34 protein-coding genes are annotated in these 25,927 nt (G+C 59.8%); 14 read left to right on the top strand and 20 right to left on the bottom strand.

Translation table 11 applies throughout. The annotated features are described in order from the left end of the window. Positions 1-201 precede the first annotated feature (201 nt). Genes ispH through AC1DFB_RS00460 form a run of 6 tightly spaced genes read left to right on the top strand, consistent with a single transcriptional unit; the run spans position 202 to position 3,889 of the window. A complete protein-coding gene (gene ispH, locus AC1DFB_RS00485) occupies positions 202-1,152 on the top strand; it encodes a 4-hydroxy-3-methylbut-2-enyl diphosphate reductase (RefSeq protein WP_170392621.1) in 951 nt (316 codons plus the stop codon). After that, positions 1,149-1,601: a DUF3429 domain-containing protein gene (locus AC1DFB_RS00480; RefSeq protein ID WP_170392622.1), complete on the top strand. Its 453-nt coding sequence runs from the start codon at positions 1,149-1,151 to the stop codon at positions 1,599-1,601. The genes ispH and AC1DFB_RS00480 overlap by 4 nt, the downstream gene beginning before the upstream one ends. After that, a complete protein-coding gene (locus AC1DFB_RS00475; protein WP_480921887.1) occupies positions 1,598-2,185 on the top strand; it encodes a class I SAM-dependent methyltransferase in 588 nt (195 codons plus the stop codon). The genes AC1DFB_RS00480 and AC1DFB_RS00475 overlap by 4 nt, the downstream gene beginning before the upstream one ends. Beyond that, complete coding sequence (gene rnhA, locus AC1DFB_RS00470) at positions 2,178-2,645, top strand: ribonuclease HI (protein WP_170402325.1); 468 nt, start codon at positions 2,178-2,180, stop codon at positions 2,643-2,645. Before AC1DFB_RS00475 ends, rnhA begins: the two co-directional genes overlap by 8 nt. Further along, positions 2,642-3,265: a trimeric intracellular cation channel family protein gene (locus AC1DFB_RS00465; RefSeq protein WP_170392625.1), complete on the top strand. Its 624-nt coding sequence runs from the start codon at positions 2,642-2,644 to the stop codon at positions 3,263-3,265. The genes rnhA and AC1DFB_RS00465 overlap by 4 nt, the downstream gene beginning before the upstream one ends. 24 nt (positions 3,266-3,289) lie before the next feature. After that, positions 3,290-3,889 (top strand): COG3904 family protein, encoded by a 600-nt coding sequence (locus AC1DFB_RS00460; RefSeq protein ID WP_480921886.1) that lies wholly within the window; start codon positions 3,290-3,292, stop codon positions 3,887-3,889. On the opposite strand, the gene speB is transcribed toward AC1DFB_RS00460, so the two are convergent. The 6 genes from speB to def (AC1DFB_RS00430) form a co-directional block, all read right to left on the bottom strand. Next, complete coding sequence (speB, locus tag AC1DFB_RS00455) at positions 3,886-4,707, bottom strand: agmatinase (protein WP_480921885.1); 822 nt, start codon at positions 4,705-4,707, stop codon at positions 3,886-3,888. The genes AC1DFB_RS00460 and speB overlap by 4 nt on opposite strands. A 62-nt stretch (positions 4,708-4,769) precedes the next feature. After that, complete coding sequence (locus AC1DFB_RS00450; RefSeq protein WP_170392628.1) at positions 4,770-5,006, bottom strand: GlsB/YeaQ/YmgE family stress response membrane protein; 237 nt, start codon at positions 5,004-5,006, stop codon at positions 4,770-4,772. A 1-nt stretch (position 5,007) separates the two neighbouring features. Further along, positions 5,008-5,244 carry a hypothetical protein gene (locus AC1DFB_RS00445; RefSeq protein ID WP_170392629.1) on the bottom strand — a complete coding sequence of 79 codons (237 nt, stop codon included), beginning with the start codon at positions 5,242-5,244 and terminating at the stop codon, positions 5,008-5,010. Between the two features lie 6 nt (positions 5,245-5,250). After that, entirely contained in the window at positions 5,251-6,165 is a 915-nt protein-coding gene (fmt, locus tag AC1DFB_RS00440; protein WP_170402331.1) for a methionyl-tRNA formyltransferase, read from the bottom strand. A gap of 23 nt (positions 6,166-6,188) precedes the next feature. After that, positions 6,189-6,683 (bottom strand): peptide deformylase, encoded by a 495-nt coding sequence (gene def, locus AC1DFB_RS00435; protein WP_170402334.1) that lies wholly within the window; start codon positions 6,681-6,683, stop codon positions 6,189-6,191. Beyond that, the gene (def, locus tag AC1DFB_RS00430) at positions 6,680-7,198 is read right to left on the bottom strand and encodes a peptide deformylase (RefSeq protein WP_170392632.1); all 519 of its coding nucleotides are present in this window, start codon (positions 7,196-7,198) and stop codon (positions 6,680-6,682) included. The genes def (AC1DFB_RS00435) and def (AC1DFB_RS00430) overlap by 4 nt, the downstream gene beginning before the upstream one ends. 94 nt (positions 7,199-7,292) lie before the next feature. Here def (AC1DFB_RS00430) and AC1DFB_RS00425 point away from each other — a divergent pair, with 94 nt between their 5' ends. Then, a complete protein-coding gene (locus AC1DFB_RS00425) occupies positions 7,293-8,465 on the top strand; it encodes a MalY/PatB family protein (RefSeq protein ID WP_480921884.1) in 1,173 nt (390 codons plus the stop codon). A gap of 30 nt (positions 8,466-8,495) precedes the next feature. Beyond that, complete coding sequence (locus AC1DFB_RS00420) at positions 8,496-9,194, top strand: fumarylacetoacetate hydrolase family protein (protein WP_480921883.1); 699 nt, start codon at positions 8,496-8,498, stop codon at positions 9,192-9,194. 90 nt (positions 9,195-9,284) lie between these two features. Here AC1DFB_RS00420 and AC1DFB_RS00415 read toward each other — a convergent pair whose 3' ends face one another. Further along, a complete protein-coding gene (locus tag AC1DFB_RS00415; protein WP_170513411.1) occupies positions 9,285-9,638 on the bottom strand; it encodes a hypothetical protein in 354 nt (117 codons plus the stop codon). A gap of 212 nt (positions 9,639-9,850) precedes the next feature. On the opposite strand from AC1DFB_RS00415, the gene AC1DFB_RS00410 reads away from it, so the two are divergent. After that, complete coding sequence (locus AC1DFB_RS00410; RefSeq protein ID WP_480921882.1) at positions 9,851-10,840, top strand: glutathione S-transferase family protein; 990 nt, start codon at positions 9,851-9,853, stop codon at positions 10,838-10,840. Here AC1DFB_RS00410 and AC1DFB_RS00405 read toward each other — a convergent pair. Continuing rightward, the gene (locus tag AC1DFB_RS00405; protein WP_008756687.1) at positions 10,822-11,184 is read right to left on the bottom strand and encodes a response regulator transcription factor; all 363 of its coding nucleotides are present in this window, start codon (positions 11,182-11,184) and stop codon (positions 10,822-10,824) included. The genes AC1DFB_RS00410 and AC1DFB_RS00405 overlap by 19 nt on opposite strands. A 181-nt stretch (positions 11,185-11,365) precedes the next feature. Between AC1DFB_RS00405 and AC1DFB_RS00400 the strand changes: the two genes are divergently transcribed. Genes AC1DFB_RS00400 through AC1DFB_RS00390 form a run of 3 tightly spaced genes read left to right on the top strand, consistent with a single transcriptional unit; the run spans position 11,366 to position 14,424 of the window. After that, complete coding sequence (locus tag AC1DFB_RS00400) at positions 11,366-12,331, top strand: threonine-phosphate decarboxylase (RefSeq protein WP_480921881.1); 966 nt, start codon at positions 11,366-11,368, stop codon at positions 12,329-12,331. Continuing rightward, the gene (cbiB, locus tag AC1DFB_RS00395; protein ID WP_480921880.1) at positions 12,328-13,248 is read left to right on the top strand and encodes an adenosylcobinamide-phosphate synthase CbiB; all 921 of its coding nucleotides are present in this window, start codon (positions 12,328-12,330) and stop codon (positions 13,246-13,248) included. Before AC1DFB_RS00400 ends, cbiB begins: the two co-directional genes overlap by 4 nt. A 12-nt stretch (positions 13,249-13,260) precedes the next feature. Further along, on the top strand, positions 13,261-14,424 hold the full coding sequence (locus tag AC1DFB_RS00390) for a lytic murein transglycosylase (protein ID WP_480921879.1): 1,164 nt from the start codon (positions 13,261-13,263) through the stop codon (positions 14,422-14,424). 10 nt (positions 14,425-14,434) lie between these two features. Here AC1DFB_RS00390 and AC1DFB_RS00385 read toward each other — a convergent pair whose 3' ends face one another. The 5 genes from AC1DFB_RS00385 to AC1DFB_RS00365 form a co-directional block, all read right to left on the bottom strand. Next, on the bottom strand, positions 14,435-15,232 hold the full coding sequence (locus tag AC1DFB_RS00385; RefSeq protein WP_480921878.1) for a class II glutamine amidotransferase: 798 nt from the start codon (positions 15,230-15,232) through the stop codon (positions 14,435-14,437). Positions 15,233-15,357: 125 nt separating this feature from the next. Continuing rightward, on the bottom strand, positions 15,358-15,711 hold the full coding sequence (locus AC1DFB_RS00380; RefSeq protein ID WP_170392640.1) for a hypothetical protein: 354 nt from the start codon (positions 15,709-15,711) through the stop codon (positions 15,358-15,360). Positions 15,712-15,765: 54 nt separating this feature from the next. Beyond that, positions 15,766-19,221 (bottom strand): chromosome segregation SMC family protein, encoded by a 3,456-nt coding sequence (locus AC1DFB_RS00375; RefSeq protein ID WP_480921877.1) that lies wholly within the window; start codon positions 19,219-19,221, stop codon positions 15,766-15,768. Positions 19,222-19,362: 141 nt separating this feature from the next. Continuing rightward, positions 19,363-19,758: a hypothetical protein gene (locus AC1DFB_RS00370; RefSeq protein WP_170392642.1), complete on the bottom strand. Its 396-nt coding sequence runs from the start codon at positions 19,756-19,758 to the stop codon at positions 19,363-19,365. Between the two features lie 45 nt (positions 19,759-19,803). Further along, on the bottom strand, positions 19,804-20,997 hold the full coding sequence (locus AC1DFB_RS00365; protein WP_480921876.1) for an aminotransferase-like domain-containing protein: 1,194 nt from the start codon (positions 20,995-20,997) through the stop codon (positions 19,804-19,806). 151 nt (positions 20,998-21,148) lie between these two features. Here AC1DFB_RS00365 and AC1DFB_RS00360 point away from each other — a divergent pair, with 151 nt between their 5' ends. Next, positions 21,149-21,919 carry a FadR/GntR family transcriptional regulator gene (locus tag AC1DFB_RS00360; protein WP_170392644.1) on the top strand — a complete coding sequence of 257 codons (771 nt, stop codon included), beginning with the start codon at positions 21,149-21,151 and terminating at the stop codon, positions 21,917-21,919. A gap of 81 nt (positions 21,920-22,000) precedes the next feature. On the opposite strand, the gene AC1DFB_RS00355 is transcribed toward AC1DFB_RS00360, so the two are convergent. The 5 genes from AC1DFB_RS00355 to AC1DFB_RS00335 all read right to left on the bottom strand — a co-directional run bounded on the left by AC1DFB_RS00355 (position 22,001) and on the right by AC1DFB_RS00335 (position 24,571). Continuing rightward, entirely contained in the window at positions 22,001-22,561 is a 561-nt protein-coding gene (locus tag AC1DFB_RS00355) for a F0F1 ATP synthase subunit B (RefSeq protein WP_170392645.1), read from the bottom strand. A 5-nt stretch (positions 22,562-22,566) separates the two neighbouring features. Continuing rightward, positions 22,567-23,118 carry a F0F1 ATP synthase subunit B' gene (locus tag AC1DFB_RS00350; protein ID WP_170513389.1) on the bottom strand — a complete coding sequence of 184 codons (552 nt, stop codon included), beginning with the start codon at positions 23,116-23,118 and terminating at the stop codon, positions 22,567-22,569. An 86-nt stretch (positions 23,119-23,204) separates the two neighbouring features. After that, a complete protein-coding gene (locus AC1DFB_RS00345; protein ID WP_005981269.1) occupies positions 23,205-23,429 on the bottom strand; it encodes a F0F1 ATP synthase subunit C in 225 nt (74 codons plus the stop codon). Positions 23,430-23,477: 48 nt separating this feature from the next. Next, on the bottom strand, positions 23,478-24,236 hold the full coding sequence (locus AC1DFB_RS00340) for a F0F1 ATP synthase subunit A (protein ID WP_170392647.1): 759 nt from the start codon (positions 24,234-24,236) through the stop codon (positions 23,478-23,480). A gap of 2 nt (positions 24,237-24,238) precedes the next feature. Then, positions 24,239-24,571 (bottom strand): AtpZ/AtpI family protein, encoded by a 333-nt coding sequence (locus AC1DFB_RS00335; RefSeq protein ID WP_170392648.1) that lies wholly within the window; start codon positions 24,569-24,571, stop codon positions 24,239-24,241. 231 nt (positions 24,572-24,802) lie between these two features. Here AC1DFB_RS00335 and AC1DFB_RS00330 point away from each other — a divergent pair, with 231 nt between their 5' ends. Continuing rightward, positions 24,803-25,135: an ArsR/SmtB family transcription factor gene (locus tag AC1DFB_RS00330; RefSeq protein ID WP_480921875.1), complete on the top strand. Its 333-nt coding sequence runs from the start codon at positions 24,803-24,805 to the stop codon at positions 25,133-25,135. Here AC1DFB_RS00330 and AC1DFB_RS00325 read toward each other — a convergent pair. Together AC1DFB_RS00325 and AC1DFB_RS00320 are read right to left on the bottom strand one after the other, a co-directional pair. Beyond that, positions 25,132-25,545 (bottom strand): universal stress protein, encoded by a 414-nt coding sequence (locus tag AC1DFB_RS00325; RefSeq protein WP_480921874.1) that lies wholly within the window; start codon positions 25,543-25,545, stop codon positions 25,132-25,134. The two genes, AC1DFB_RS00330 and AC1DFB_RS00325, sit on opposite strands and share 4 nt — an antisense overlap. Positions 25,546-25,626: 81 nt before the next feature. Continuing rightward, positions 25,627-25,905 carry a hypothetical protein gene (locus AC1DFB_RS00320; protein ID WP_480921873.1) on the bottom strand — a complete coding sequence of 93 codons (279 nt, stop codon included), beginning with the start codon at positions 25,903-25,905 and terminating at the stop codon, positions 25,627-25,629. Positions 25,906-25,927 lie beyond the last annotated feature (22 nt).

The following is a 25,927-nucleotide window of genomic DNA, read 5'->3' as shown; positions in this document are numbered from 1 at the left end:
CCCACCAAACCCCATCACTCACCAATGGGGGTTGGCAAGAATATGCGCGGCCAGGGCCAGAAGCCCTGGCCGCGCGACTTTAAAGGTATAGGTGCTGAAAACACCCTTGTGCTAACAGCGATTCATGTCATTGAAATGACGCAGTGCTGTCTGGACCATGGCAATGAAAAGACCTAGGTGTTCGGTCCAGGAGATCGCCGAATGACAAAGCCGCCGCTGACATTATATCTGGCCGCCCCGCGCGGGTTCTGCGCCGGTGTGGACCGTGCCATCAAGATTGTGGAAATGGCCCTTCAAAAATGGGGGGCGCCTGTCTATGTGCGCCATGAGATCGTTCACAACAAATTCGTCGTCGACGGTCTGCGCGCCAAGGGTGCCGTGTTTGTCGAGGAGCTGGACGAATGCCCTGATGATCGCCCGGTGATCTTCTCGGCCCACGGTGTGCCAAAATCGGTGCCCGCCACAGCAGCCCAGCGCGAGATGATATATGTCGACGCCACCTGCCCGCTTGTATCCAAGGTACATGTCGAGGCGCAGCGCCATGCGGATGCCGGGCTGCAGATGATCATGATCGGCCACAAGGGCCACCCCGAAACCATCGGCACCATGGGACAGCTGCCCGATGGCGAGGTGCTGCTGGTTGAAACGGTAGAAGATGTGGCGCAGGTCGCTGTGCGTAACCCCGAAAAGCTGGCCTTTGTCACCCAGACAACCCTATCGGTGGATGACACCAAGGACATTATTGCCGCGCTTGAGGCCCGCTTCCCCGCCATCGTCGGGCCGCACAAGGAAGACATTTGTTATGCCACCACCAACCGGCAGGAAGCGGTGAAAGCCGTCGCTCCGAAAGCCGATGCCTTGCTGGTGGTGGGTGCGCCGAACTCATCGAATTCACGTCGTCTGGTCGAGGTCGCCTCGCGCGCCGGATGCAGTTATGCGCAGCTGGTGCAGCGCGCGACCGAGATCGACTGGCGTGCGCTGGAAGGAATTTCCAGCATTGCGGTTAGCGCCGGGGCATCCGCGCCCGAGGTGCTGGTGAACGAGGTGATCGATGCATTCCGCGACCACTACGATGTCACCGTCGAGCTGGTCGAAACCGCTGTCGAGAATGTCGAGTTCAAAGTTCCCCGCGTATTGCGGGAACCAGCATGAGCGGCATCCCCCGCGCGCCGTTATTCCTTGGTTTGGCTGGGCTGATCCCGTTTGTCTGGGGCGCGCTGACTTATCTGAACGGTGATTTGAACGATTGGGGTCGGCAGACGCTGGGGTCGCGCTTCGTGGGGCCGTATATTCAGCTATTTTATGGCTCGGTAATCCTGAGTTTCATGTCGGGCGTGTTGTGGGGCTTCGCCACCAAAACCTCAGGCAGCAAAGCTGCGGCCTGTTACACCTTGTCGGTGTTGCCTGCACTTTGGGCATTTTTCACGACCGGCGGCGGTCCGGTGAATGCGGGCACCAACCTGATGTATGGGTTTGCGGGCTTGCTTTTGCTGGACGCCATGTTCTCATATTGGCGGTTGACCCCGGTCTGGTGGATGCGGCTGCGCGTCCTGCTAACCGCTGTCGTGCTGACCTGTCTTGCTGTGGGAGTTTACCTGTGAGTGATGAACGGACCATCAAGGCCTACACGGATCGCGTTGCGGATTACCTAAGGATCCCCCTGCCCATCGAGCAGCTAGAGGCGCGTCAGGCTTTTGTAGATGCGGTCCGCGAGGGTGGATATGTGCTGGATCTGGGCTCGGGTCCCGGATCAGACAGCGCGTTTCTTATGCGGCAAGGGCTGAAGGTACGGGCGCTGGATGCAACCCCTGCCTTTGTTGAACATGCGCGGAGCAACGGTGTTGACGCCCACCTTGGCACCTTCGATGACGTCACCGAGGTGGCAGAGTATGACGGCGTCTATGCCAGTTTCTGCCTGCTGCACGCCCCGCGCGCCGATTTCCCGCGTCATCTGAACGCGATCCACACCGCACTGAAGCCGGGCGGGAAGCTGTTTCTGGGAATGAAGCTGGGCACGGGCGAGCATCGCGATGATTTGGACCGTTACTATACCTATTATTCAGAGACCCAGATCAAGGACGCCCTGACCTCGGCAGGTTTCACCATTGATCGTACCGTGCAAGGAATGGGGAAGGGTTTGGCCGGGTCTTACGACGGGTTCATTCTGGTATTCGCTCATGCCTGATCTCTTTGCCTATACCGATGGTGCCTGTTCCGGAAATCCCGGCCCCGGCGGCTGGGGCGTACTGCTGCGCGCGATGGATGGCGAGACCATCCTGAAAGAACGCGAGCTGAGCGGAGGCGAAGCCGAGACAACCAACAACCGGATGGAACTGCTGGCTGCAATCAGTGCTTTGGAGACGCTGGAGCGGCCCTCGAAGCTGACTATCGTCACCGACAGCGCTTATGTGAAGAACGGCGTTACGGGATGGATTTTCGGGTGGAAGCGGAACGGCTGGAAGACGTCGAACAAGAAGCCGGTCAAAAATGTCGATCTGTGGCAGCGGCTGGATGAGGCGCAAGAGCGGCATCAGGTGACATGGGAATGGGTCAAGGGTCATGCAGGCCATCCCGAAAATGAACGCGCGGATGAGTTGGCACGAGCCGGCATGGCCCCGTTCAAACCTAAGAAGGCGCAGGCGTGAGCGGGCTTGCCCTGCTGGATTACGCCTCGGTTTTGGTCTTTGCGCTGACCGGTGCGCTGGTGGCCAGCCGAGCGCAGCTTGATCTGGTCGGGTTTGCCTTCATCGCATGTCTGACGGCAGTGGGCGGTGGTACCGTACGCGACTTGCTGCTGGACCGACATCCGATCTTCTGGGTCGGTCAGCCCGCTTATATCCTGATCGCTTGCGGCGCTGCGGTGCTGGTGTTTTTTACCGCTCATCTGGTCGAAAGCCGTTATAATTGGCTGGTCTGGCTGGACAGTTTTGCCCTGTCCATCGCGGTCGCTGCTGGCACGGGTGCGGCGTTGTCACTGGATCAATCCGGTATAATCGTAGTGCTGATGGGGGTGACCACGGGCTGTTTGGGCGGCTTGATGCGTGACGTGGTGTGCAACGAGGTGCCGCTGGTACTGAAACAGGGTGAGCTTTACGTATCCTGCGCCTTTATCGGAGCTTTGACCGCTGTGTTTGCCACTCGCCTCGGGCTGGAGGGCCTGCTGGCATTGGGCTTATGTGCATTGATTTGCTGGGCGTTGCGCGCCGGATCTCTGTTGTTCGGTTGGCAGTTGCCGGTTTACAAGGCCCGACCGCCTCGGCAATAGGATATAAACGGACAAGAGATCGCGATGACCTACAGACTTTCGTTTCTGGCCACGGCACTGCTGCTAACGGCATGTGCAGAGCAATACGCCCCGGTCAGTTTCACGGTAGTGGGCAATCAGATCGTCGCATCTGGAACGATCGACCACACAACGCTCAGCGCGTTTGAAGAAGTGATGGACGAGAACCCCGAGATCAAGACGCTGGTGCTGCAAAATATCGAAGGTTCGGTCGATGATGACTCGAATGTGGTCTTCAGTCGCGTAGTGCGTGAGGAAGGGTTCGACACAGTGGTTCTGTCAAACGGGCTGGTGGCCTCGGGCGGCACCGATTTGTTTCTAGCCGGTAACCGACGCGTGCTGGAACCCGGCGCCTGCGTGGGGGTCCACAGCTGGGGCGGCGGCGGCTATGTCGCTGCGGAGTTACCCGAAGATCACCCCGAGCATGATCGGTATTTGAACTATTTCGAAGATATCGGCGTCGATCCCGACTTCTACTGGTTCACGCTGGATGCAGCATCCGAGGAAGAGATGCATTGGATGACGGCGTCCGAGGCGAACCGGTTCGACATGACTACACGGTCCGCCCCTCGCCTTGGCACTGCCGCAATCTGCGACGAACGTTAGCGCGTCAGCAGTCGCGCGCCGATTTCCTTGACGAATTTCGCCGCCACCATGGCGGTCATGCCATAGGGGTCGCGGTGCGGGTTCAACTCGACAATATCCGCGCCGATCAACTGGCCTTTGAACCGATGGATCAGGTCGATCACCTCACGCGTGCTGAGACCGCCGGGTTCGTGATGTGAAACGCCGGGGGCAAAGGCCGGATCCAGCGCATCGAGGTCCAGTGACAGATAGACCGGGCCGTCAAAGCTGATCTCCAGATGGGGGCGCCAGTTGCGCATGTCGATCACCTCGACCCCGAACTTGTCGGCCTGTTCCTGTTGGTGCTTGTTCATGGTGCGGATCCCGACCTGAACGAGGCGACTGATCTTGCCGGTTTCCATCACGCGGGCAAACGGGCAGCCATGGCCCAGCGGGCCGATCTGCTGACTGTCATAGAGGTCGGGATGTGAGTCGATATGCAGGATATTCAGCCCATCATACCGGTCCGCATGCGCCTTGATCAGCGGAAAGGCCACCGAGTGATCACCGCCCAATGACAGCAGCCGTGCGCCGGTTTCAATCCGGGCGGCGGCCCCTGCCTCGATCCGGTCGATGGGTTTCTGCCCCATCATCTCGAACACATCCAGATCGCCGGTATCCTTGAAACGGTCGGTTGCGCCCAGATCAGTGCCATCCTCGGCGGTCAGGTTGGCCGCGCCGGAATGCAACGCCTCGCGGATGCGACCCGGGGCAAAGGCGGGGCCTTGCAGGAACGAGGAATGCAGGTCCAACGGCACACCCATCAGGGCGACGTCTCCGGCGGTCAGATCATGCGACATGAGAGGCCTTTCAACAAAGAATTGACGGGACATTGGTCGCAGATCACGGTCGGGTCAAGCGATCAGCGGCGGATATATGTCTGCCAGATCCAGATCACCAAGAGCGCCCCCAGAACGGCGCCGATAAACCCTGAGAGCCAGCCCATCACAGTGATGAGCGTGCGCAGTACCAAACCGCCCACCAAAGCGCCGACAATGCCGATCAGCATGGTGGTTGGAATATCGGCCTCGATCCGCATTAGGCGGGTGGCGAGGAAACCTGCAGCGGCTCCGACGATGATCAGGGCGATGATCGGCATATCATTTCCTCCAATGCGTGGGCACGATGATCAGCGCACCGATCGAGGACAGCACCGCGTCCAACCCCGGCGGGCCAAAGCTGATGCCGAACATGATGCGCACGAAATAGAACAGGAAAGCACCACCCACGCAGATGATGATCGACTGCAGATAGCCGTTATGGGTAAAGCCAGTCTGTTCAGACAGATAGCCTACGATCCCGGCAATCACGACCGTGCCCATCATGATCATGATCATGTACGCCTACTCCGATGACAGGCGGGTCCCGGCCGGCATGGGCCATCCCCGCAGAAAAGTTTCCCTATCCTGCGCGCCCTTGCCTGCCCGTTGCAAGCGCAGCAGCTCAACCGCGCCTTCGCCACAGGCCACGCGCAGGTGGTCATCCAGTACCTCGCCGGGCGTGCCCTGCCCTTCGGCCAGCCGCGAGGCGAGCAGCTTGATCCGGTGACCCTCGACCTCGGTCCATGCGCCGGGGAACGGGGAGAGACCGCGGATTTTTCTGTCGACTTCGGACGCGAGGGCCGACCAGTCGATCCGCGCCTCGGATTTGTCGATCTTGGCGGCGTAGGTTACGCCGACCTCGGGCTGCGGTTCGGGGGTCAGGCTCGGCAGCGTGTTCAGCGCCTCAACGATCAGCGCCGCACCCATGCCCGACAGGCGGTCATGGAGTTGCGCCGTGGTTTCCTCAATCCCGATCTCGGTGGCCTCGCGCAGCAGAACGGGGCCTGTATCCAACCCGGCCTCCATCTGCATGATACAAACACCGGTTTGCACATCGCCTGCCATGATCGCGCGGTGGATCGGGGCGGCCCCGCGCCAGCGGGGCAGCAGGCTGGCGTGGATGTTCAGGCAGCCATGGGTCGGCGCGTCCAGAATGGGTTGTGGCAGGATCAGGCCATAAGCGACGACGACCGCGATATCGGCGTTCAGCGCGGCAAAGCTGGCCTGTTCTTCGGGCGATTTCAGCGAGGTGGGGTGGCGAACGTCTAAGCCCAGCGCCAAGGCACGCGCGTGCACCGGGGTTGGACGGTCTTTTTTACCGCGACCGGCGGGGCGTGGCGGTTGGCAATAGACGGCGGCGATTTCGTGCCCGGCACGGACCAGCGCATCCAGCACCGGCACCGAGAAATCTGGCGTTCCCATGAAGATGATACGCATCCGTCCCTCCGTAGGATGGGGTTTCACCCCATCTTTTGTGCTTTGCGCAGCAGCATGTCGCGTTTGACCTTGCTGAGCCGGTCGAAATACATCCGCCCGTTCAGGTGGTCGATCTGATGCTGCACGCTGGTGGCCTCGATGCCGACAAAATCGCGGCGGTCGATCTGGCCCTGTTCGTTGAGAAATTTCACAGTCACTGCGCGCGGTCGCTTTACCTTGGCAGACACGCCGGGCAAGTTCGGGCTGGCCTCGTCATGTTCACGCAGCTCAACCGAGCTGTGCAGAATCTCGGGGTTGGCCAGTCGCACAGCTTTGCCTCGCTGGGTCGAGCCATCCACGACAGCCAGCCGCAGCATCACTCCTATCTGCGGCGCAGCGAGGCCAACACCGGGCATCGCCTCCATCGTATCGATCATGTCATCCCAGATGGTGCGGATGTCGTCGGTGATTTCAGTGACATCCTCGGCCTTGGTGCGCAAGCGCTTGTCGGGCCACGGCAGGCAGGTCCGCACCGTCATGTGCGGGCCTTTTCGCGCTTGAGCTTCTGCATTTTGCGCGTGATCATCTGACGCTTGAGCGGTTTGAGATAGTCGATGAAGAGCTTACCGTTCAGATGGTCGATCTCATGCTGCACACAAGTCGCCCAGAGATCATCAAAGGTTTCCTGCTGCAGATTACCGTCACGGTCCAGCCAGGTGACATCAACCGTCTTCGGGCGCGTGACTTCGGCATATTGCTCAGGGATCGACAGGCAGCCTTCTTCGTAAACGTTGGTCTCATCCGAGGAGGCGATGACCTCGGGGTTGAACATCACCAGTGGGCGTGGGGCCTCACCTTCTTCTTTGACGCAGTCCACCACGATCAGCCGGTCGAGCACACCGATCTGCGGCGCAGCAAGGCCAATGCCGGGCGCGTCATACATCGTCTCCAGCATGTCATCGGCCAGTTTGCGCAGATCGTCGGTGATGTCGGCCACCGGCGCGCAGACCTTTTTCAGGCGGGGATCGGGATGGATCAGGATATTGCGTTTCATGGGGCTGATTTAGGCCATCGCGCCCGCCTCCGCAACGGCCCCCTTGCACCTTATGGATTTGTGGTTAGCTTTCGCCTCGACAGATGGAGATGACATGACTTTCAACGACCTGATCGACCGCCGGGGCACCAACTCTTCAAAATGGGACAAGATGGAGCAGCTTTACGGTGTCGCCCCCGAGGATGGGCTGGCCATGTGGACGGCTGACTCCGACTATGCCACGGCCCCTTGCGTGATCGAGGCGGTGCGGGAAGCGGCCGATCATGGCGCGTTTGGATATTCATGGATGCACCCGGATTATCTGAATGCAATCCAGTGGTGGATGAAGACACGCCACAACTGGGAGATCGACACCGATTGGATTCTGACCTCGCAAGGGTTGGGCAATGCGATTGCCCTGTGTCTGGATGTTTGGAGTGAACCGGGAGATGGCGTCGTGATCTTCACGCCCGTCTACCATGAGTTTGCCCATAAGGTGAACAAATCCGGCCGCCGCGTGGTGGAATGCCCGCTGGTACGCGATGGCGACAGCTATGGGCTTGATCTGGACGATGCGCAGTCGCAGTTGGACGGATCAGAAAAGCTGCTGCTGTGGTGCTCGCCGCAGAACCCGTCAGGTCGGGTCTGGACGCCGGATGAACTGCGCGCTGTAGCGGCGTTTGCGGAGCGCAACGGGCTGATCCTTGTGTCGGACGAGATTCACCATGATCTGGTTTATCCGGGCAATACCTTCGTACCGATGGATACGGCCGCCCCCGACGCGCGCCCGTGGACGGTGACACTGACCGCAGCGTCGAAAACATTCAACATCGCCGGTCAGCGTACCGGCAACATGATCATTCCCGACGCCAAGCTGCGGGCCGAGATGCGGCACCGGATCACCACGCTGGACTATGACCCCAGTGCGTTGGGTGTGGCGATGATCACTGCCGCCTATTCGCCGGAAGGTGCAAAATGGGTCGATGAACAAATTGCCCACCTGGACGCGAACCGGAAGCTGTTTGATGCTGCCATCGCCGAGATACCGGGCCTGTGGTCGATGCCTCTGCAGGCGACCTATCTGGCATGGGTCAATTTTTCGGGCACGGGTATGAGCCACGATGAGTTTGTCCGCCGCCTACGCGAAGATGCGCGGATCGCAACATCCTCAGGCCCCGGTTTCGGCACCGGTGGAGAAACCTTCGAGCGCTTCAATCTGGCCACCCAACGCGAGCGGGTTGAAGAGGCCTGTGCGCGATTGAAGGCAGCCTTTGGCGATTTACAATGAACCCCGTTCAAAAATAAACGGAGGCACGTCATGCCCAACCACCTTTTTACGCTTCCGGACATCCCAAGCATCCCGGTGCAGGGGCAACAGGCGACCTATCCGATCGGGCGGATTTTTTGCGTCGGCCGCAACTATGCCGCCCACGCTGCCGAGATGGGGCATGAGGTGGATCGTCAGGCGCCGTTTTACTTCACCAAATCCGCGCCCAACGCGGTTTTGACCAGAGCGCATGTGCCGTATCCGGCAGGGACCGAGGATTATCATCATGAAATGGAACTGGCCGTTGCCATCGGCAAGCCGGTTTTTCAGGCCACAGCCACTGAGGCCCGCAACGCGATTTTTGGCTATGGCTGTGCGCTGGACATGACGCGCCGCGACCTGCAGATCCGCGAGCGCAACAAACAGCGCCCCTGGGATCTGGGCAAGGATGTAGAAAACGGCGCGGTCTTCGCTCCGCTGACCCGCGCCGATGACTGGAGCCTATCTGATGACAAGCGCATCTATCTGAGCGTCAATGAGCGGGTCGTACAAGACGCCACATTGTCAGAGCTGGTCTGGAAGATCGATGAACTGATCTCCCATCTATCGGGTTTCTACCATTTGCGCCCCGGCGATCTGATCCTGACCGGCACACCCGCCGGGGTCGGGCCTGTGGTCGCCGGAGACCGGATTGAAGGCGGCATCGATGGTTTGGCTCCTGTGCACCTGACCCTGACGGCCTCCGACTAAACCGTCCGGCCTGATACCGAGAATCTCGTGGCACCATTGCCGCCCGAGCGCCGGTGGCGCGTCGGTGCCAAAGGTCAAACGGTGCGCGCGTCAGTCGCGGTTTTCGAGCAATGCGATCGGTGCATCCGGGGCGCGGTAGAAATCCAGCGGGGCCTTGTCGGCTGCCACGGTGCTGCGCTTGAACTCATAGCGCATCTCACCCACCGCTTCTTCATCTGCGATGATCAGGCACTGATACATGTGATTGGCACCGTCATAGATATCGACGAGCCCACGCAGGCGCGGCGTGGTTTCGGCCTCGACGGTGAAACCATCCTTCCACAATGTCAAAATTTTGAAGCTATTGTCGCCAACCTCCACCCGCAAACGGCTGGATTTCTTGAGGGTAGCGATTCGGGCCGCATCCAATTCGGCGCGAATTTCCTTGGAAACATAGGTACTCATAATAAACTTCCCCCCTTAACACTCATTAGTCTGACGCGATTCCTGTAAAAATCCAGTGAACGGCGTCACATAAGTTTTGGCATTGCGGTTCTGGTGCCCAGACACCGCACCCCACCTGTGCGCGCATGCAGGCCTGATGCGCGCCCGGTGAAATAGGATCGTGGCGCAAGACGGCCTATCTTTGACCCAATCGCAATGCGAAAGGAATAACGATGGGCCTGCTTGTCGACGGCGAATGGCATGACACCTGGTATGACACCAAATCCACAGGCGGGGCGTTCAAACGCTCGGCCGCACAGTTTCGCAACTGGATCACCGCCGATGGCGCGCCCGGCCCTTCGGGGCGCGGCGGGTTCGAGGCGGAATCGGGGCGCTATCACCTTTATGTCTCGCACGCCTGCCCTTGGGCGCACCGCACACTGATCTTTCGTGAGTTGAAAGGGCTGAGCGACCACATCTCGGTCTCGGTGGTGCATCCGGATATGCTGGACAAAGGCTGGACCTTTGAGACGGACGCGCATGGAGCGACGGGCGACAAACTGTTCGGGCATGATTTTGCCCATCAGATCTATACCCGTGCCGACCCCAACTATTCGGGCCGCGTTACGGTTCCGATCCTGTGGGACAAAGTTGAGAAAACGATCGTGTCGAACGAAAGCTCGGAAATCATCCGCATGTTCAACTCGGCTTTCAACGGGATCACCGGCAACACCGACGACTACTGGCCCGAGGCAATGCGGGACGAGATCGAAGAGGTCAACGCGCGCATCTATTCCGATGTCAATAACGGGGTCTACAAATCCGGCTTTGCCACCTCGCAAGAAGCTTATGACGCCGCGGTTGGCCCTCTGTTCGACACGCTGGACTGGCTTGAGGATCGTCTGGCCCGGAACCGCTATCTTATGGGTGACCGCGTGACCGAGGCCGACTGGCGCCTGTTCACCACATTGATCCGGTTCGACCCGGTTTATCATTTACATTTCAAGTGCAACAAGCGTCGGTTGGTGGACTACCCGAACCTCTGGGCCTTTACGCGGGAGCTATATCAATGGCCCGGAGTGGCGCAGACAGTGAACATGAACCACATCGTGCGCCACTATCACTACAGCCATGACAGCATCAATCCGCACCGAATTATTCCGGTGAATCCAACGTTGGACTATTCAGAACCCCATGGGCGGGATCAGCGACCCGCCGCGTAATGTTCGACCATGGCCGCTAGATCCTCGGGCGGGGTCGAGCTTTGGACATAGGCGCAGGCATTGGCGCTATGGGCAAAGATTGATCCGTCCGAGAAGAATGTGGTGTTGGTGACGAAGATCACTCGCGCCTCGGGCCTGCGATAGCTTGCGAAATCGGCAACCGCCAAGGCGCTGCCGGTTTCCAGAACCAGATCCAGCACGATGATATCGAATGCGGTACCATACAGTGCCAGGATCGCGGCCTCTTGCGTTTCGACCAGCGTGACTTCGGCCTCCTGCCTTTGCAGATGCCGCTGCCAGACCCGACCTAGATCGGGATTACTCTCAACAATCAGTACTTTCATTTGCAACAACCTCGGCACGTGATATGGGTGAGTGGTGCCGACCCCTGATGTCCGTGATCACGCGATTTCCTTAACAAAGTGTTAACAAGGCCCGCACAGCGCCGTGATCGGGCGGATTCGCTTGTAAGAACGGCAAAAATCCGCTTGAAGCATGAGAAATAGGCGATTCCGGCTGGGGCAGATGGTTGGACAGGATGACAGATTGAACCCTCGGGCTGCGCGCGATCATGGCGGTGGGCTGGATGGCGCGATGACGCGGTTTGGGGGCACGCGCGCAGACTGGATCGATCTGTCCACGGGGATCAATCCGCATGCTTATGAGGTCTCGGGCCTGCAGCCTCCGGACTGGATGGAACTGCCGGATCATGGCGCGTTCGAACGCCTCTCGGACGCGGCGCGGGTGTTTTGGAACGTGCCTGATGGGGCCGAGATTCTGCCATCGCCTGGTGCCTCTGCGGTGATTGCCCGCGTGCCCGCGCTGACCAAAGCCGGCCGCGTGCAGATCACGATGCCCACTTATAACGAACATGCCGCTGCATTCACCGCTCAGGGTTGGACGGTGCACGAGAGCGGCCCGGCTCAGGCACGTGTCATCGTAAACCCCAACAATCCTGATGGGCGCATCTGGCAGGACGCGGATGTCGACGCGCCGCTGACGGTGATCGATGAAAGCTTCTGCGACGTAACGCCCGAAGCCTCGCTGATTCATCTGGCCCAGCGGCCCGGCATCGTGATGCTGAAGAGCTTTGGCAAATTTTGGGGGTTGGCCGGGTTGCGACTGGGTTTTGCAATCGGCCATCCCGATCTTATTGCACGGTTGAATGACCTGACGGGACCATGGGCCGTATCCGGCCCGGCACTGCGGATCGGCGCGCAAGCGTTGCACGATGTAAAATGGGCTACTGAAACACGCATGCGTCTGGCAAATGAAGCAACACGGTTGGATCAGCTTTTAACGTCCAAAGGTGCGCGGCTGATTGGCGGCACCAGCCTGTTCCGCCTCTACGACGTTGATGACGCGACCGCCTGGCAAGACCGATTGGCGCGGGCACATATCTGGAGCCGTATTTTCCCCTATTCCCGGACCTACCTGCGCCTTGGATTACCGCCAGCAGATGGTTGGGCCCGGTTGGAAGCAGCGCTGTGAGCACCGCGTTCCTATTGGTCTGCGCCATGTGTCTGGACGCAGCATTGGGTGAGCCGGATTGGCTGTGGTCGCGGATTCGCCACCCTGCCGTACTGATGGGCAACGCGATTGGCTGGCTGGACAACCGGCTGAACCATGGGGCGTATCGCCGCCTCAAAGGGGTTGCGACGGTACTCATCCTGATTGCGGTGGCACTCATCCTTGGCCGGTTGCTGGCGCTGCTTGGTCCGATCGTCGAGATCGTGGTCTGCGCCATCCTTCTGGCCCAGAAATCCCTGATCACCCATGTTCGCGCAGTTGGCGAAGGCCTGTTGACCACGCTTGCCGAAGGGCGCGCGCAAGTCGCCATGATTGTCTCGCGCGATACGCGGGACATGACCGAGGCGCAGGTGGCGCGCTCGGCCATCGAAAGCGCCGCCGAAAACCTGAGCGACGGGGTGATTGCCCCAGCCTTCTGGTTTCTGGTCGCAGGTCTGCCGGGGCTGCTGGTTTACAAGGTCGTCAACACCGCCGACAGTATGATCGGTTATCGCAACGACAAATACCGCGCCTTCGGCTGGGCAGCAGCGCGGCTGGATGATGTGTTGAACCTTGTCCCGGCACGCCTGACCTTTGTAATGATCGTCGCGCTGTCCAGCCAATGGTCGCGCTGGCGAGAGATGGTTGAGGATGCACGCCGCCATATCTCACCTAACGCAGGCTGGCCCGAGGCCGCGATGGCACGTGCGCTTGATATCGCACTGGCCGGACCGCGCAGCTATGATGGCCAGATGCGGGATCTTGCTTGGGTGAACGGGAATGCGCGGCAGAATATCGACGCGGCGGAGGTTTTTCGCGCATCAGACATGCTCTGGCAGGTATGGGGGCTTGCGCTTGGGCTCGTGTCGGTGTGGGTTGGGTTCAACTTCATATTCTGACGGATCAGCCTTATGCGTTTCCTTTCCGGCCTTATTGCCGCCGCCCTCTTCGCCTCGCCTGCACTCGCCCAATGCGGCGGTGGGTTCAATGCCTTCGTCAAAGGGCTGAAAGCCGAAGCCATTCAGCAGGGTTACGACAAATCCACCGTCAACAGCTTTTTCAAGGGCGTTCAGCAGGACGGAGCCGTTCTGAAAGCCGACCGCGCGCAGGGCGTATTCCAGAAACCATTCATCGACTTCTCGCGGCGCCTGATTTCACAGAACCGGATCGACCGGGGCAAGGCCATGTCGGGCAAATACGACGCGGTGTTTGACCGGATTGAGCAGGAATACGGCATTTCGCGCGGTGTGCTACTGGCATTTTGGGCGTTCGAGACCGACTACGGGTCCTTTCAGGGCGATTTCAACACCCGCAACGCGCTGGTGACGCTGGCCCACGACTGCCGCCGCCCCGAGTTGTTCCGCCCGCAGATTTTCGCCGCGATCGAGCTGTACAGCCAGGGAAATTTTGACCCCGCCCGCACCACCGGGGCTTGGGCCGGTGAAATCGGCATGGTCCAGATGCTGCCCCGCGACATTCTGGAAAACGGCGTGGATGGGGACGGAGACGGCAAGGTTTCGCTAAAAACCTCGGCGCCGGATGCACTGATGTCCGGGGCCAAGATGCTGTCGCATCTGGGTTGGCAACCGGGTCAGCCATGGCTGCAGGAGGTCACCGTGCCCGCGCAGATGGACTGGTCACTATCAGGCCCCGGCAAGCCCCGCCCGGTGTCCGAATGGCAGGCGATGGGCGTACAGGCGCGCAGTGGGTCTTTGAGCGACCTGCCCGCCTCGCTGATCCTGCCACAAGGGCACAAGGGCCCCGCCTTTCTGGCTTACCCGAATTTCGACGTATATTTCGAATGGAACCAGAGCTTCGTTTACGTCCTGACCGCCGCTTATTTCGGCACACGGCTGGAAGGCGCGCAGATTTACGATGCAGGTAATCCAGCGCCGGGGCTGACGGGCGCGCAAATGAGACAGTTGCAGAGCAAACTGCAGGCGCGCGGGCACGACGTAGGCAAGATCGACGGCATCCTTGGGGCCGGAACGCGTGCGGCTGTGCAGGCTGAACAACTGCGTCTGGGTTTGCCAGCCGATGCGTGGCCAACGACACAGCTGCTGAACCAGCTATAAGGGTCGGCGCCTAAGCGACCTTTGCTGGTTCATGTTTCACTGACGGATCAAACGCATGGATAGATACCAGCGAGCCTTCTGTGACGATGGCGGTATTGGGCTGTATTTCAACCCAGCCGTCACTGTCTGCATCAAGCGGTTCGGACGATATCACTATCCCGTCTTCTGAGGTTCGGTAATGCAGACTGGGTGCATAACGATCAGACGCATAGCGCGCCGCAAATACACGCTTGCCGTCTGACCAGCACGCAGCAAACCGCATATAAGGCGACGATCCGCATTGTCGGGACAGCGCTTCCACCCGCCCCACGGCCCGTGCCATTGCGTCGATCGGATTTGAATCCAGACCTTCGCCATGAGCAATCAAAAAGATCGCTTCACTTTCTGTCGCACCCATTCGGTGCCCGTATAAATGTGCCGGGATCATAGCATCGAGCTGCTGCCGGATTTGGTCATGCCCTCCAGCCTGGCCATTGTGCATGAAGCTCCATTTGCCAAATCCAAATGGGTGACAGTTGTTGCGCGAGGTCGCAGTGCCTGTCGACGCTCTTACATGGGCCAAAAACAGTCGTGATCGTGTGTGATGAGCCAGTTGTTTGAGATTTGCATCGGACCATGCGGGATGAGTGTCCTTGTAGAAACAGGGCGTTTCGCGATCAGAATACCAAGACAGTCCAAACCCGTCGGCATTGATTGGTGTCTTCCCGATCAACGCGTTGCGGCTTTGAATGACAAGCGATTGCTCTTGCTCCTGAATCAATTCATCCAGATATCGCTGCTCCCCAACCCAAGCCAAAAATCGGCACATTTGGCATCCCCATCAGTTTTTCGATCCAGGGCATTCTACAACTTGATTTGACGATGATTATCCCGTTTTCTTCCGTTTTTACTCAAAGCCTCTATCAAATTTACCAATAGATCGGGAATAACAGATCAATTACTCGCTCGGACCGGATAGCGATCGCCTTTCTCGTCGATCAGGATCAACCGCTCACCACTGCGGACATATAGGTCGCATCGGCTGAACCCATTGCGATACGCTATGCAAACACTGCCGTCCCCGGCGATGGAATAGGTGCCAAAGGCGGATTCTCCGCTGGCATAGGTATAAGAATAGGCCCCTCCAGCCGAGTATTTGGACTGGCCGTCGTCGTAGAAAGTGAGAGTGCGGCCGGCCAAAGCCTCCAATTCTTCTGGCGTCAAGGGGACGTCACCGGGTTTCGTGGGCCATTCGGCAGCCCAGAGGGGGTTGGCCGCGAGCAATGCGAGGGTGAAATATCGGATCATGATGCTAGCCTACCCTCATACACGGGCGATGGCTCATAACGTTGCAGTGATCGATCAAGCGACCATCTGCTCGGCCTTTTTCAGATCGACCGAAACCAGTTGGCTGACACCCTGTTCCTGCATCGTCACACCGAACAGCCGATCCATCCGCGCCATGGTCACCGCGTGGTGGGTGATGATCAGGAAACGCGTATCGGTCTGGCGGCACATCTCGTCCAGCAAGTCGCAGAAGCGGGTGACGTTGGCATCGTCCAGCGGGGCGTCGACCTCATCCAGCACACAGATCGGGGCGGGGTTGGCAAGGAACACGCCAAAGATCAACGCCGTCGCGGTCAGGGTCTGTTCGCCGCCCGAAAGCAGGCTGAGAGTCGAAAGTTTCTTGCCCGGCGGCTGGCACATGATCTCAAGGCCCGCATCCAGCGGATCGTCGCTTTCGACCATGACCAGATTGGCCTCGCCGCCGCCAAACAGATGCTTGAACAGCATGGCGAAGTTGGAATTCACCTGTTCGAACGCGGTCAGCAGGCGTTCGCGACCCTCGCGGTTGAGGCTGGCGATGCCGCCGCGCAGGGCCTTGATCGCCTCTTCCAGATCGGCCTTTTCGCCGTTCAGCGTGTCGAATTCTTCCTGGACTTCTTTGCTGTCCTCTTCAGCCCGTAGGTTCACTGCGCCCATGGCATCGCGCTGGCGCTTGTGGCGGTTCACTTCGGCTTCAAGTGCGTCGGCGGCGGGCATCTGGTCAGGGTTCACGTCCAGTTGGTTCAGCAGCTGGTTCGGCGTCAGTTGCTGATCCTCGGCAATGCGTTCTGCTGCGGCGACTACGCTTTCCTTGGCGGCGTCGCAACGCGCCTCAGCCGCCGCGCGGCTTTCACGCGCCTCCGAGGCCAGACGTTCGGCTTCGCGCTCGGCAAGAACCACCTCGCGCTGCTGGGTCTCGGCCTCGGCCAACTTATCGGCGGCTTCGGCGCGCCGAGACTCAGCGGTTTCGATCAGCTCGTTCAGTTCTTCCCGTGCCTCGGCGATTTCGCTGGGGGCCGCCATCGCCTCGGTCAGTTCTTCTTCCGAGCTTTCCTTGCGTTCGGCCAGTTCCGATATCCGCTTTTCCGCCGTTTCCAGACGATGCCGCCAACCGCTGAGGTCCTTAGTCACCTCCTGCGTGCGCCGGGTGCGCGCCTCGCCCTCGCGGCGCAATTCATCATGCGTCGAGCGGTGGGTCAGCATGGTGATCCGCGCCGCCTCGACAGTCTGCTTGATGTCCTCGACCTGCGCGCGGGCGCTGTCGAGATCGCCCAGGCCAGTCAACGCGCCTTGAGCCTCACGCAGTTGTGCGCGGGCGGACATGGCGTCTTCCTTGTGACGGTCGACCGCGAGGGTCAGTGTTTCCAGCTTGCCCTGCGCCAGATTTCGATCCGCCTCAGCCCGGCTGAGCATCCGCGCGGTTTCCGCCATGCGCTGATCCGCGGCACGGCGGGCCTCGCGGGCGCGGCGGTCAGCCTCGGTTACATTGGCCAGTTGCTGTGACAGCGCTTCATGCGCGGCGCGGGCACCTTCGGCCTGCGCCTCGGTGCGGGTCAGTTCCTGTTTCAGCGCCTCAAGCTTGTTGAGCTGCTCCAAACGCAGGGCGGCAGCGCTTGGTGCATCCTCGGCCCAGGCGCGGAATCCGTCCCAGCGCCACAGATCACCCGAGCGCGACACCAGTCGTTGACCCGGTTTCAACGACGCCTGCAGGCGCGCGCCCTGATCCGCATCGACCAGACCGATCTGCGCAATACGGCGACTCAGGCGGTCGGGACCGGACACATGCAACGCCAGCGGCTCGGCCCCATCGGGCAAGGGCTGGTCGCTGTCATAGCCCGCTACCTGCACCCAACCTGAAGGTCCGTCGCCCTCGACCAACGGTGCACGCAGGTCATCCGCCAGCGCAGCCCCCAATGCCTTTTCAAAGCCCGTTGCCACCCGCAGCATGTCGAGCACTTGCCCACCCTCAGCCGTGTCGCGTTCGACCAGCTTGGCCAGCGCGGTGGTCTCGGCCCTTATCGCGCCCAGTTCACCCTCGGCCTCGGAGCGTTTGGCGCGGGCCTCGGCCTCACGCGCCTGTGTATCGTTGCGCAGCTCGTCGGCGGCGGCCAGTGCTTCTTCCGCTGCCTCAGCAGCTTCGCGGGCTTCTTCCTCACCCTCCTGCGCGGTCTCGAACGCCTCGCTGGCGCGGGAAAAGGCATTGCGCGCCTCGTCCACGGCGGCGCGGGCCTTTTCTTCCTCGCCCTCGGAACGAGCCAGTGTCTTGCGGCTGTCTTCAACCAGTCGTTGCGCCGATTGGTGGCGGGCCACCAGACGGGCCATGTCTTCGGTTTCCTGCGACAGGTGATCTTCGCGATCCTGCAACACCGACGCGGCCTCGCGCGCAACTTCTGCAGCTTCAGCGACCTTTTCGTCATAGCCATCGGCGGCTTTTGCAAGCTCGCGGGCCTCCCATTCGAGCCGTTCGATCATCTCACCCGCGTCCCGGTTCAGACCGGATTCGCGTTCGATATCGTTGCCCAATTGCTGGATACGGTTGGTCAGAGTCTCGATCGTCTGGCGTGCGCGGGTTTCCTGATCCGACAGCTGATCGCGCTGCACCTGCTGGCGCTGCAGGACGGCTGCGGCGATGGCCTCTTCCTCACGCAGGGGCGGCAGGGTTTCCTCGATCTCAGCGCGTTTGGCGGCGGATTCGCGGGCGGATGCCTCGGCGCGAGAGGCTTCGGTGATCCGGTCGCGTAGCTTTTCCTCGGCCGCCTGACGGGCCATGTCGGCCTCTTTCCAACGGCGATATAGCAGCATCCCTTCGGCCTGACGCAACAGCTCGCCGATCTCGCGATACCGCGCCGCCTGCCGGGCCTGACGGGCGAGTTGCGCCAACTGCCCGCCCAACTGTTCCAAAACGTCATCCACGCGGGTCAGGTTGGCCTCGGTGCCTTTCAGTTTCAGTTCTGCCTCGTGGCGGCGTTGATAAAGCCCGGAGATGCCGGCGGCCTCTTCCAGAATGCGGCGGCGGGCGCGAGGTTTGGCGTTGATCAGCTCGGCAATGCGGTTTTGCCCCACCAGTGCTGGCGAATGCGCGCCGGTTGAGGCGTCCGCGAACAGCATCTGAACGTCGCGGGCGCGCACATCCTTGCCGTTGGTCTTGTAGGCACTGCCCACATCGCGGGTGATGCGGCGGACGATCTCCAACTGGTCGCTGTCGTTGAAGCCGGATGGCGCCAAACGTTCCGAGTTGTCCATCGTCAGGACCACCTCGGCAAAGTTGCGCGCAGGCCGAGTGGCAGCGCCCGCAAAGATCACATCTTCCATCGCGCCACCGCGCATGGATTTGGGACGGTTTTCACCCATCACCCAGCGCAACGCTTCCAGCAGATTGGACTTGCCGCAGCCATTCGGACCAACCACTCCGGTCAGCCCGTCCGCGATGATCAGATCGGTCGGGTCCACGAAGCTTTTGAAGCCGGTCAGTTTGAGTTTGCTAAAGCGCAATGGCTGCTCTTGGTATGATTCCTATGGGTAAGAAGTCTGCGCAACGGATGGGGGAGGTGTCAACGTGATTGCGCAGGATATGGGAGATTGGACCAAGTTATCCACAACATCTTGGCAAAACTACGCGGAGTCCCGCGTATCTCAGTAAGGCGAGCATTCAAAGACCTGATATCCGTAGTCTTCGTAATATCCGTAATCAACGCATTCATAGGGACGGCGAAGGAGTGCGCCGAAAATCAGTTTTTCCCCCAGTTCCTGGTCGCAGCCCAGCACGCCCACAGTGACGGCCGCATCGCCAAGAACGTCCAGAAGCGGACAGCCCGAGACCTGCGCCATCGCCAACGCAGCCCGATCGCGGATCGGACCCAGACGCGGCGCGTATTGCGGGTTCACGCGGACGGCCTCGGCCAGTTCATTACGGACGCGGACGTCAAAGATACTGCCATTCACCGCGACGCGCGTTGCGGGCAAGTCGCGAAAATAGGGTGTACCACCCGAGCAGGCGGCGAGGCACAGGAAAGCGAGCACGCGGATCATACTGCTTTATTAGCGACAATATGGTTAATGAAACCTTTCCCCGGTTCAGGCGCGCAACACTTCTCCTAACCGGCGTATACCCTCGCGGATCGTGTTCTCATCCGAGTTGGAAAAGCTCAGTCGAATGGTATTGGACCCGGTGTCGTCGGGATAGAAAGCCTGACCGGGGACAAAGGCCAGCTTGACCGTTTCCAGCGCCCTCGCCAGCAGGTCGGCGCCGTTCATTCCCTTGGGCAGAGTGACCCAAATGAACATGCCGCCCTCGGGTCGGGTCCAGTCGACGCCATTGGGCATGTGCTCGTTGAGCGCCTCAAGCATCGCATCGCGGCGCGCGGCATAGGTCTGGCGCAGCATGGGGACATGAGTGTCAAAGCGATCCCGTGCCACCTGATACACCGCCATCTGGTTGATCGTAGAAGAATGCAGATCAGCCGCCTGTTTCAGCAGCACCAATTGCAAGATCACCGGTTTTGCTGCAACCACCCAACCCAGCCGCAACCCCGGTGAAAGAGTTTTCGAGAAGCTGCCGCAATAGATCGTCCGGCAGTTCTCGATCGATCCCTTGCGCGCCTGTTCTAACGCGAGGATCGGAGGGATCGGATCGCCGTCATAGCGCAGCGCCTGATAGGCTCCGTCCTCGATCACTGCGCAATCCAATTCATCTGCCAGATCGAGCAGCGCCTCCCTGCCCCGCAGATCGACCGTCTCACCAGTCGGATTTGCAAAATCGGCGGAGAGATAAGCGAATTTGATCGGGCTGTTGCCGGCGGCGGCCTGGTATTCGGCAGCCCCACGATTGCCATTGATGCTAAGCTGGTCAAAGCGCGGCTCATAAGCGTCAAACGCATTGAGCGCGCCCAGATATGTGGGCCACCCAACCAACGCTGTATCACCCGGTGACAAGAACAACTTACCCAAGTAATCCAGCGCTTGCTGCGAGCCTGAGGTGATCAGGATGTTGTCGATGCCGCACGTAACGCCGATCCCACGCATATGGTCGGCCAGCCATTCACGCAGCGGGGCATAGCCCTCGCTGACCGAATATTGCAGCGCCTGCGCCTGTTGATCTGGGCTAAGCGCATTTTGAAACGCTTCGGCGAAAGCCTCTGCTGGAAACAAAGCGGGGTCGGGAATACCGCCTGCGAAGGAAATGATACCGGGCTCGCCCAGCAGTTTCAGCAATTCGCGGATTTCGGAAGCCTTCATCCGAGCGGTTCGGGTGGCGTAGAGCTGATCCATCGTAGGGGGCCTCCTCCGCCCTTGGGTCGCAGATTAGGCAATGCGCCTCTTATGTCAATAATTCTGACCTAATGTTTCAACCTCTGTGAGCGACTTGAACGCCCCTTACAAACGTGGTCAAGTGATTTGACCAATTCCAAGTGGTAGCCAGATGCCTTTTCAAAAAGTTCAAACCGAAAAACTATCACTGGCTGTTGTGCGCCAGATCGAACTGCTGATCCTGCGCGGCATTCTGCGCCCCGGAGAACGCCTGCCCTCGGAACGGGAGCTGGCCGAGCGGATGGGCGTGTCGCGCCCGTCGCTGCGCGAGGCAATCTCGGACCTCCAGGAGCAGGGGTTGCTGACTGCCAAGGCCGGATCGGGCATCTATGTGGCCGAGGTGCTGGGCTCGGCCTTCGCGCCGGCTTTGATCCGGTTGTTCGGCAATCACGACGAGGCAGTGTTCGACTATCTCTCATTCCGGCGTGACATGGAAGGTCTAGCGGCTGAGCGTGCCGCCCGCATGGGCTCGGGCAGCGATCTGAAGGTGGTACAGACCATACTGGACAAGATGGAAGACGCCCACGCGCGCAATGCAGCCGAAGAAGAGGCGCATCTGGACGCCCAGTTCCATATGGCGATCATCGAGGCCAGTCATAACGTGGTGATGCTGCATATGATGCGGTCGATGTTCGATTTGCTGCGGCAGGGCGTATTCTACAACCGACAGATCATGTTCCAGCAACGCACCACCCGCGACGCAATTCTGGACCAGCACCGAGCCATCAACACAGCCCTGCAGGACCGCGACCCGAAAGGGGCACGGAAGGCGGTCGAAGATCATCTGAACTTTGTCAAAAGCTGCATGGCCGATCAGCAGAAGGCCCTGCGCAATGAAGAGATAGCGCAACAGCGTTTGAAGCACGAGACTGGAGAGGTCTGATCCTTCAAACTGGAAGCCACAAAAAGAAAAAACCCGAGAGCCTGAAGCCCTCGGGTTTTTCAAATCATATGATCCAGGCGATCAGTGTAGCTTTTCACCCACATCCGCGATGGATGCATCGATCAGCTTGTTCGCCTGCGTTGCGGTCATCTGTTTGGCCAGCACGGCGTTGGCTGCCGAAACCGCTACGGTGATGGCCTGATCGCGGACTTCCTTGACGGCAGATGCCTCAGCCGATGCGATCTGATCCTGCGCTGCCGCGAGACGGCGCGCGATGGATTTTTCCAGATCCACCTTAGCTTGTTCAGCCGCCAGAACCGCGTCTTCCTTGGCCGCGGCAACGATAGCTTCGGCCTGACCCTGAACTTCGCGCTGCTTGCGCTCGTACGAGGCCAGCAGACTGCGTGCTTCTTCATGCAGGGCGCGGGCTTCGTCCAGCTCGGCTTGAATACCTTCGGCGCGATTGTCCAGCGCACCACCGATCATACCGGGGACCTTGAAGTAGAACAGGACCGCGATAAAGACGATGAAGCCCAGAGTGACGACAAAGTCAGTGTTGGCAAGCGAGAAGAACGGGCCGCTTGCGGCCAGCGCGGGGCTGGCGGCACCAACGGTCAGGATAAGGGCAAGAGTGTTCCGCATGTCACTTATCCTTTCGTCTGCGCATCTACTGCACTGTTGATGGCTTTGGCATCCGCCTCGCCGCCCAGTGCTGTGACCAGTTCAGCCGCCGTATCCTTGGCAACCACTTGAATGCTTTCCAGCGCACCTGCACGGATTTCGGCAATTGCCTTTTCCGATTCAGTCGCCTTTGCAGCGATTTCCGCATCCGCCTTGGCAATCGCGTCATCCAGACCGGCCTGGATTTCAGCGCGGGCTTCCGCTGCGATACGCTGAGCCTCAGAACGGGCATCGGCCAGCGCTTTGTTATAGGCCTCTTCGGCCTCGACCGCTTTGGCCTTCAGATCTTCGGCCGCAGCCAGGTCATTTGTAATGGTCCCCTGGCGTTCAGCCAGGATTGCCGCGATGCGGGGCAGAGCCACGCGGGACAGGACCAGAAAGATGACGACCAGCGTGATGACCAGCCAGAAAATCTGGTTGGGGAACCAATCGAAGCAGAGCTGCGGCATCCCGACGGCGTAGCCGCTGGAATCAACGCATGTGCCTACTACTTCTTCAGCAATGGGTTCAGTCGCCATGATGTCCTCCGTCGGAACGTTGTCTTTACAACAGATGGGCCGCTATGGCTTGGGCCCACCTGCGCGTAAGGATCAGGTTCCGCAGATTATACGGCGAACATCAGCAGCAGCGAGACCAGGAATGCGAAGATGCCCAGCGCTTCTGCGAACGCGATACCGATGAACAGGGTTGCGGTCTGCGAAGCAGCCGCCGAAGGGTTGCGCAGGGCGCCGGCCAGGAAGTTGCCTGCAACGTTGCCCACCCCGATTGCGGCTGCGCCGGAACCGATTGCTGCCAGGCCTGCGCCGATGTGTGCGAGATCGCCTTCCATGAGAATTCTCCTTACGATTTGGAAGTTTCGATGTTGGGGGTTCGGACCTTAGTGCGACGGATGCAGCGCATCTTTCAGATACACACAGGTCAGAATGGTGAAGACGTAGGCCTGAATGAAGGACACGAGGACCTCAAGGCCATACATTGCGGTGATCGCCAGAACCGACACGGGCGAGATCACGGCAATCGCGGCAAAGCCTGCGAACACCTTGATAACCGCGTGGCCTGCCATGACGTTACCGGCAAGACGAATGGAGTGGCTGACCGGGCGTACGAAGTACGAGATCAGCTCGATGATCGCCAGAACAGGGCGCAGCGCCAGCGGCGCGCTGGAGACCCAGAACAAGCCCAGGAACGCAGCGCCGTTCTTGACGAAACCCAAAACGGTCACGGTCAGGAACACGGCCAGCGCCAGCGGGATGGTCACGGCGAAATGCGATGTGGTGGTGAAGGACATAGGCAACATGCCCAGGAAGTTCGCGCAGACGATGAACATGAACAGGGTCATGACATAGGGGAAGTACTTTACGCCTTCCTTGCCGCAGATGTCTTCCAGCATCTTGTAGATGAAACCATAGGCCAGCTCGGCCACCGACTGCATCCGCGTCGGAACAATGGCGCGCTTGGACGTGCTGAGAACCAGCAGGGCAAAGATCGCCGCAATCGCCAGGAACAGCCACAGGGTCACGTTGGTGGGCGTGTACCAGGCAATCGCACCGTCGCCGAACAACGGCTTGACGATAAACTGGTCCATTGGATGGAAAGCCAGGCTGCTGCCTTTTTCTGCGGTGGTCTCGGTTGCCACGTTCAGTCCCTCTCGTCCTTCTCGGTCGCGCTTGCGGCCGCTTGTTTCTCTTGAACCTCTTTCGCGCTGCGGAGCATAACCTTCACGCCCGCGACAAGGCCCAGCAATGTGAACAGCACCAGAAAGATCGGGATCGTCCCGAGCAGGCTGTCCAGCCCGTATCCGATGCCAAATCCGATCCCCAAACCGGAAACCATTTCGATGACCATCCTCCAGGCAAGCTCGCCTCCGGATACGTCAGCATCCGCACGAGGTTTCGGCGCTTTGGCCTTTTTCGCCGCTTCGATCTTGGCCTCCAGCTGCGCCATACGCTGCTTTTGGTCATCTTCGGTCACGGGCGTTTCCCTCGCACAGTCTTGGGTAGGGTGCTAAGGGGCTGAGGGCGCAGAGTCAACGGCAATGAAGCCGCAGCATGAACGTCGCTAAGTATATGATTTTTATATTAAAATTATAGACCACGCGAAACCTGCCGATGGCGTATAATTCGCTGACCGGGCGGATAAGCCTGAATCCGCATATTCAACCAAATGGTTGACCAAACTCACAGGCTATGGTTCAGCGGAACCATGTCCAACGACCTCGACACTGTCTTCGCGGCCCTCGCCGATCCCACCCGCCGTGCCATCTTAGCGATGCTGCTGGAAGATGACATGGCCGTCACCGACGTGGCCGAACCGTTCGAAATGTCGCTGGCCGCGATTTCAAAGCATCTGGTGATCCTGACCAAAGCAGGTCTGATTTCTCAGGAAAAACGCGGACGGGTGAAGTGGTGCAAACTTGAACCCGACGCGCTTCGTGCGGCCTCGGTTTGGATGCAGGGGTTTGGACAGTTCGAACCGGTCAATCTGGATGCGTTCGAGCGGTTTCTTGAAGTTGAACTGCCCCCGGATGAGACCTAACGCACAACAAAGACCGACATGCTGGCGTGTTTGGCCAGATATCCCGCATGGCTGGACAAGATATAGTCTGTGATACGAGGCGCGTGGGTGCCGACAACAATCAGATCAGCGCCCATTTCTTCTGCTGCGCGGGTCAGGTCTTTGTCGACCTCAATCGCGACATCAACTGAGTGAATGTTGCGTGTGTCCACCTGCGCCACGCTTTGCATCGCGATTTCATTGGCGCAGGTCAGCAATTCTTGTTTGATCGCGTCTGTTGTCAGGTGGCTATCCCCAGGCTGCGGGCCGGTGACGCTGACGATGGTCACTTTGGCGCCCTGCCATTTGGCCAATTGCGCCGCAACCTCGGTGGCTTTCTTGACCTCGGGCGGCAAGTGCAGGTCGACCGGGACCATGATGTGTTTGAACATTTTGGCGTCCTCCTGATCCTGAGATATGTCGACCCGGGCGGTTCGTCAGTCTGACCCGTCGGGACGATCCAAACGGCAGGCTCAGCCCTCGCGGCTATATTCCACCCCGGTCACAACCCCCGTTGGGTCGGCACGACAGAGCCACGGAGCCTCGGCCCCTGCCACGAATACGCTGGTGACCGAGCCTGTCGGGCTGGACTGGGTCGACATCGCTTTGACACCATCAGGCCCTGTGCCGGTTTCGGCGCCCACCAGAGCTTCGCAGCTGGCTTGCAGATCCGCCTCTGCAGCGTCTTTCGCGCCAACGGGGGCACAGGCGGACAGCGCCAGCAGTACGGGGAAAAGTGAAAGTGTTTTCATGGCCCAGCTCCTTGGTGGTGAC

Source organism: Ruegeria sp. S84 (genome assembly GCF_056583445.1).
Note: the sequence above shows the minus strand (reverse complement) of the source record. Positions and strands in the feature narration are given on the sequence as shown.

What these genes read in the sequence shown, in the direction of transcription:
- ispH (WP_170392621.1), top strand. Translation starts at nt 202, where the DNA reads ATGACAAAGCCGCCGCTGACATTATATCTGGCCGCCCCGCGCGGGTTC.
- AC1DFB_RS00480 (WP_170392622.1), top strand. Translation starts at nt 1,149, where the DNA reads ATGAGCGGCATCCCCCGCGCGCCGTTATTCCTTGGTTTGGCTGGGCTG.
- rnhA (WP_170402325.1), top strand. Translation starts at nt 2,178, where the DNA reads ATGCCTGATCTCTTTGCCTATACCGATGGTGCCTGTTCCGGAAATCCC.
- AC1DFB_RS00460 (WP_480921886.1), top strand. Translation starts at nt 3,290, where the DNA reads ATGACCTACAGACTTTCGTTTCTGGCCACGGCACTGCTGCTAACGGCA.
- speB (WP_480921885.1), bottom strand. Translation starts at nt 4,707, where the DNA reads ATGTCGCATGATCTGACCGCCGGAGACGTCGCCCTGATGGGTGTGCCG.
- AC1DFB_RS00450 (WP_170392628.1), bottom strand. Translation starts at nt 5,006, where the DNA reads ATGCCGATCATCGCCCTGATCATCGTCGGAGCCGCTGCAGGTTTCCTC.
- AC1DFB_RS00445 (WP_170392629.1), bottom strand. Translation starts at nt 5,244, where the DNA reads ATGATCATGATCATGATGGGCACGGTCGTGATTGCCGGGATCGTAGGC.
- fmt (WP_170402331.1), bottom strand. Translation starts at nt 6,165, where the DNA reads ATGCGTATCATCTTCATGGGAACGCCAGATTTCTCGGTGCCGGTGCTG.
- def (WP_170402334.1), bottom strand. Translation starts at nt 6,683, where the DNA reads ATGACGGTGCGGACCTGCCTGCCGTGGCCCGACAAGCGCTTGCGCACC.
- def (WP_170392632.1), bottom strand. Translation starts at nt 7,198, where the DNA reads ATGAAACGCAATATCCTGATCCATCCCGATCCCCGCCTGAAAAAGGTC.
- AC1DFB_RS00425 (WP_480921884.1), top strand. Translation starts at nt 7,293, where the DNA reads ATGACTTTCAACGACCTGATCGACCGCCGGGGCACCAACTCTTCAAAA.
- AC1DFB_RS00420 (WP_480921883.1), top strand. Translation starts at nt 8,496, where the DNA reads ATGCCCAACCACCTTTTTACGCTTCCGGACATCCCAAGCATCCCGGTG.
- AC1DFB_RS00415 (WP_170513411.1), bottom strand. Translation starts at nt 9,638, where the DNA reads ATGAGTACCTATGTTTCCAAGGAAATTCGCGCCGAATTGGATGCGGCC.
- AC1DFB_RS00410 (WP_480921882.1), top strand. Translation starts at nt 9,851, where the DNA reads ATGGGCCTGCTTGTCGACGGCGAATGGCATGACACCTGGTATGACACC.
- AC1DFB_RS00405 (WP_008756687.1), bottom strand. Translation starts at nt 11,184, where the DNA reads ATGAAAGTACTGATTGTTGAGAGTAATCCCGATCTAGGTCGGGTCTGG.
- AC1DFB_RS00400 (WP_480921881.1), top strand. Translation starts at nt 11,366, where the DNA reads ATGGTTGGACAGGATGACAGATTGAACCCTCGGGCTGCGCGCGATCAT.
- AC1DFB_RS00390 (WP_480921879.1), top strand. Translation starts at nt 13,261, where the DNA reads ATGCGTTTCCTTTCCGGCCTTATTGCCGCCGCCCTCTTCGCCTCGCCT.
- AC1DFB_RS00385 (WP_480921878.1), bottom strand. Translation starts at nt 15,232, where the DNA reads ATGTGCCGATTTTTGGCTTGGGTTGGGGAGCAGCGATATCTGGATGAA.
- AC1DFB_RS00380 (WP_170392640.1), bottom strand. Translation starts at nt 15,711, where the DNA reads ATGATCCGATATTTCACCCTCGCATTGCTCGCGGCCAACCCCCTCTGG.
- AC1DFB_RS00370 (WP_170392642.1), bottom strand. Translation starts at nt 19,758, where the DNA reads ATGATCCGCGTGCTCGCTTTCCTGTGCCTCGCCGCCTGCTCGGGTGGT.
- AC1DFB_RS00365 (WP_480921876.1), bottom strand. Translation starts at nt 20,997, where the DNA reads ATGGATCAGCTCTACGCCACCCGAACCGCTCGGATGAAGGCTTCCGAA.
- AC1DFB_RS00360 (WP_170392644.1), top strand. Translation starts at nt 21,149, where the DNA reads ATGCCTTTTCAAAAAGTTCAAACCGAAAAACTATCACTGGCTGTTGTG.
- AC1DFB_RS00355 (WP_170392645.1), bottom strand. Translation starts at nt 22,561, where the DNA reads ATGCGGAACACTCTTGCCCTTATCCTGACCGTTGGTGCCGCCAGCCCC.
- AC1DFB_RS00350 (WP_170513389.1), bottom strand. Translation starts at nt 23,118, where the DNA reads ATGGCGACTGAACCCATTGCTGAAGAAGTAGTAGGCACATGCGTTGAT.
- AC1DFB_RS00345 (WP_005981269.1), bottom strand. Translation starts at nt 23,429, where the DNA reads ATGGAAGGCGATCTCGCACACATCGGCGCAGGCCTGGCAGCAATCGGT.
- AC1DFB_RS00330 (WP_480921875.1), top strand. Translation starts at nt 24,803, where the DNA reads ATGTCCAACGACCTCGACACTGTCTTCGCGGCCCTCGCCGATCCCACC.
- AC1DFB_RS00325 (WP_480921874.1), bottom strand. Translation starts at nt 25,545, where the DNA reads ATGTTCAAACACATCATGGTCCCGGTCGACCTGCACTTGCCGCCCGAG.
- AC1DFB_RS00320 (WP_480921873.1), bottom strand. Translation starts at nt 25,905, where the DNA reads ATGAAAACACTTTCACTTTTCCCCGTACTGCTGGCGCTGTCCGCCTGT.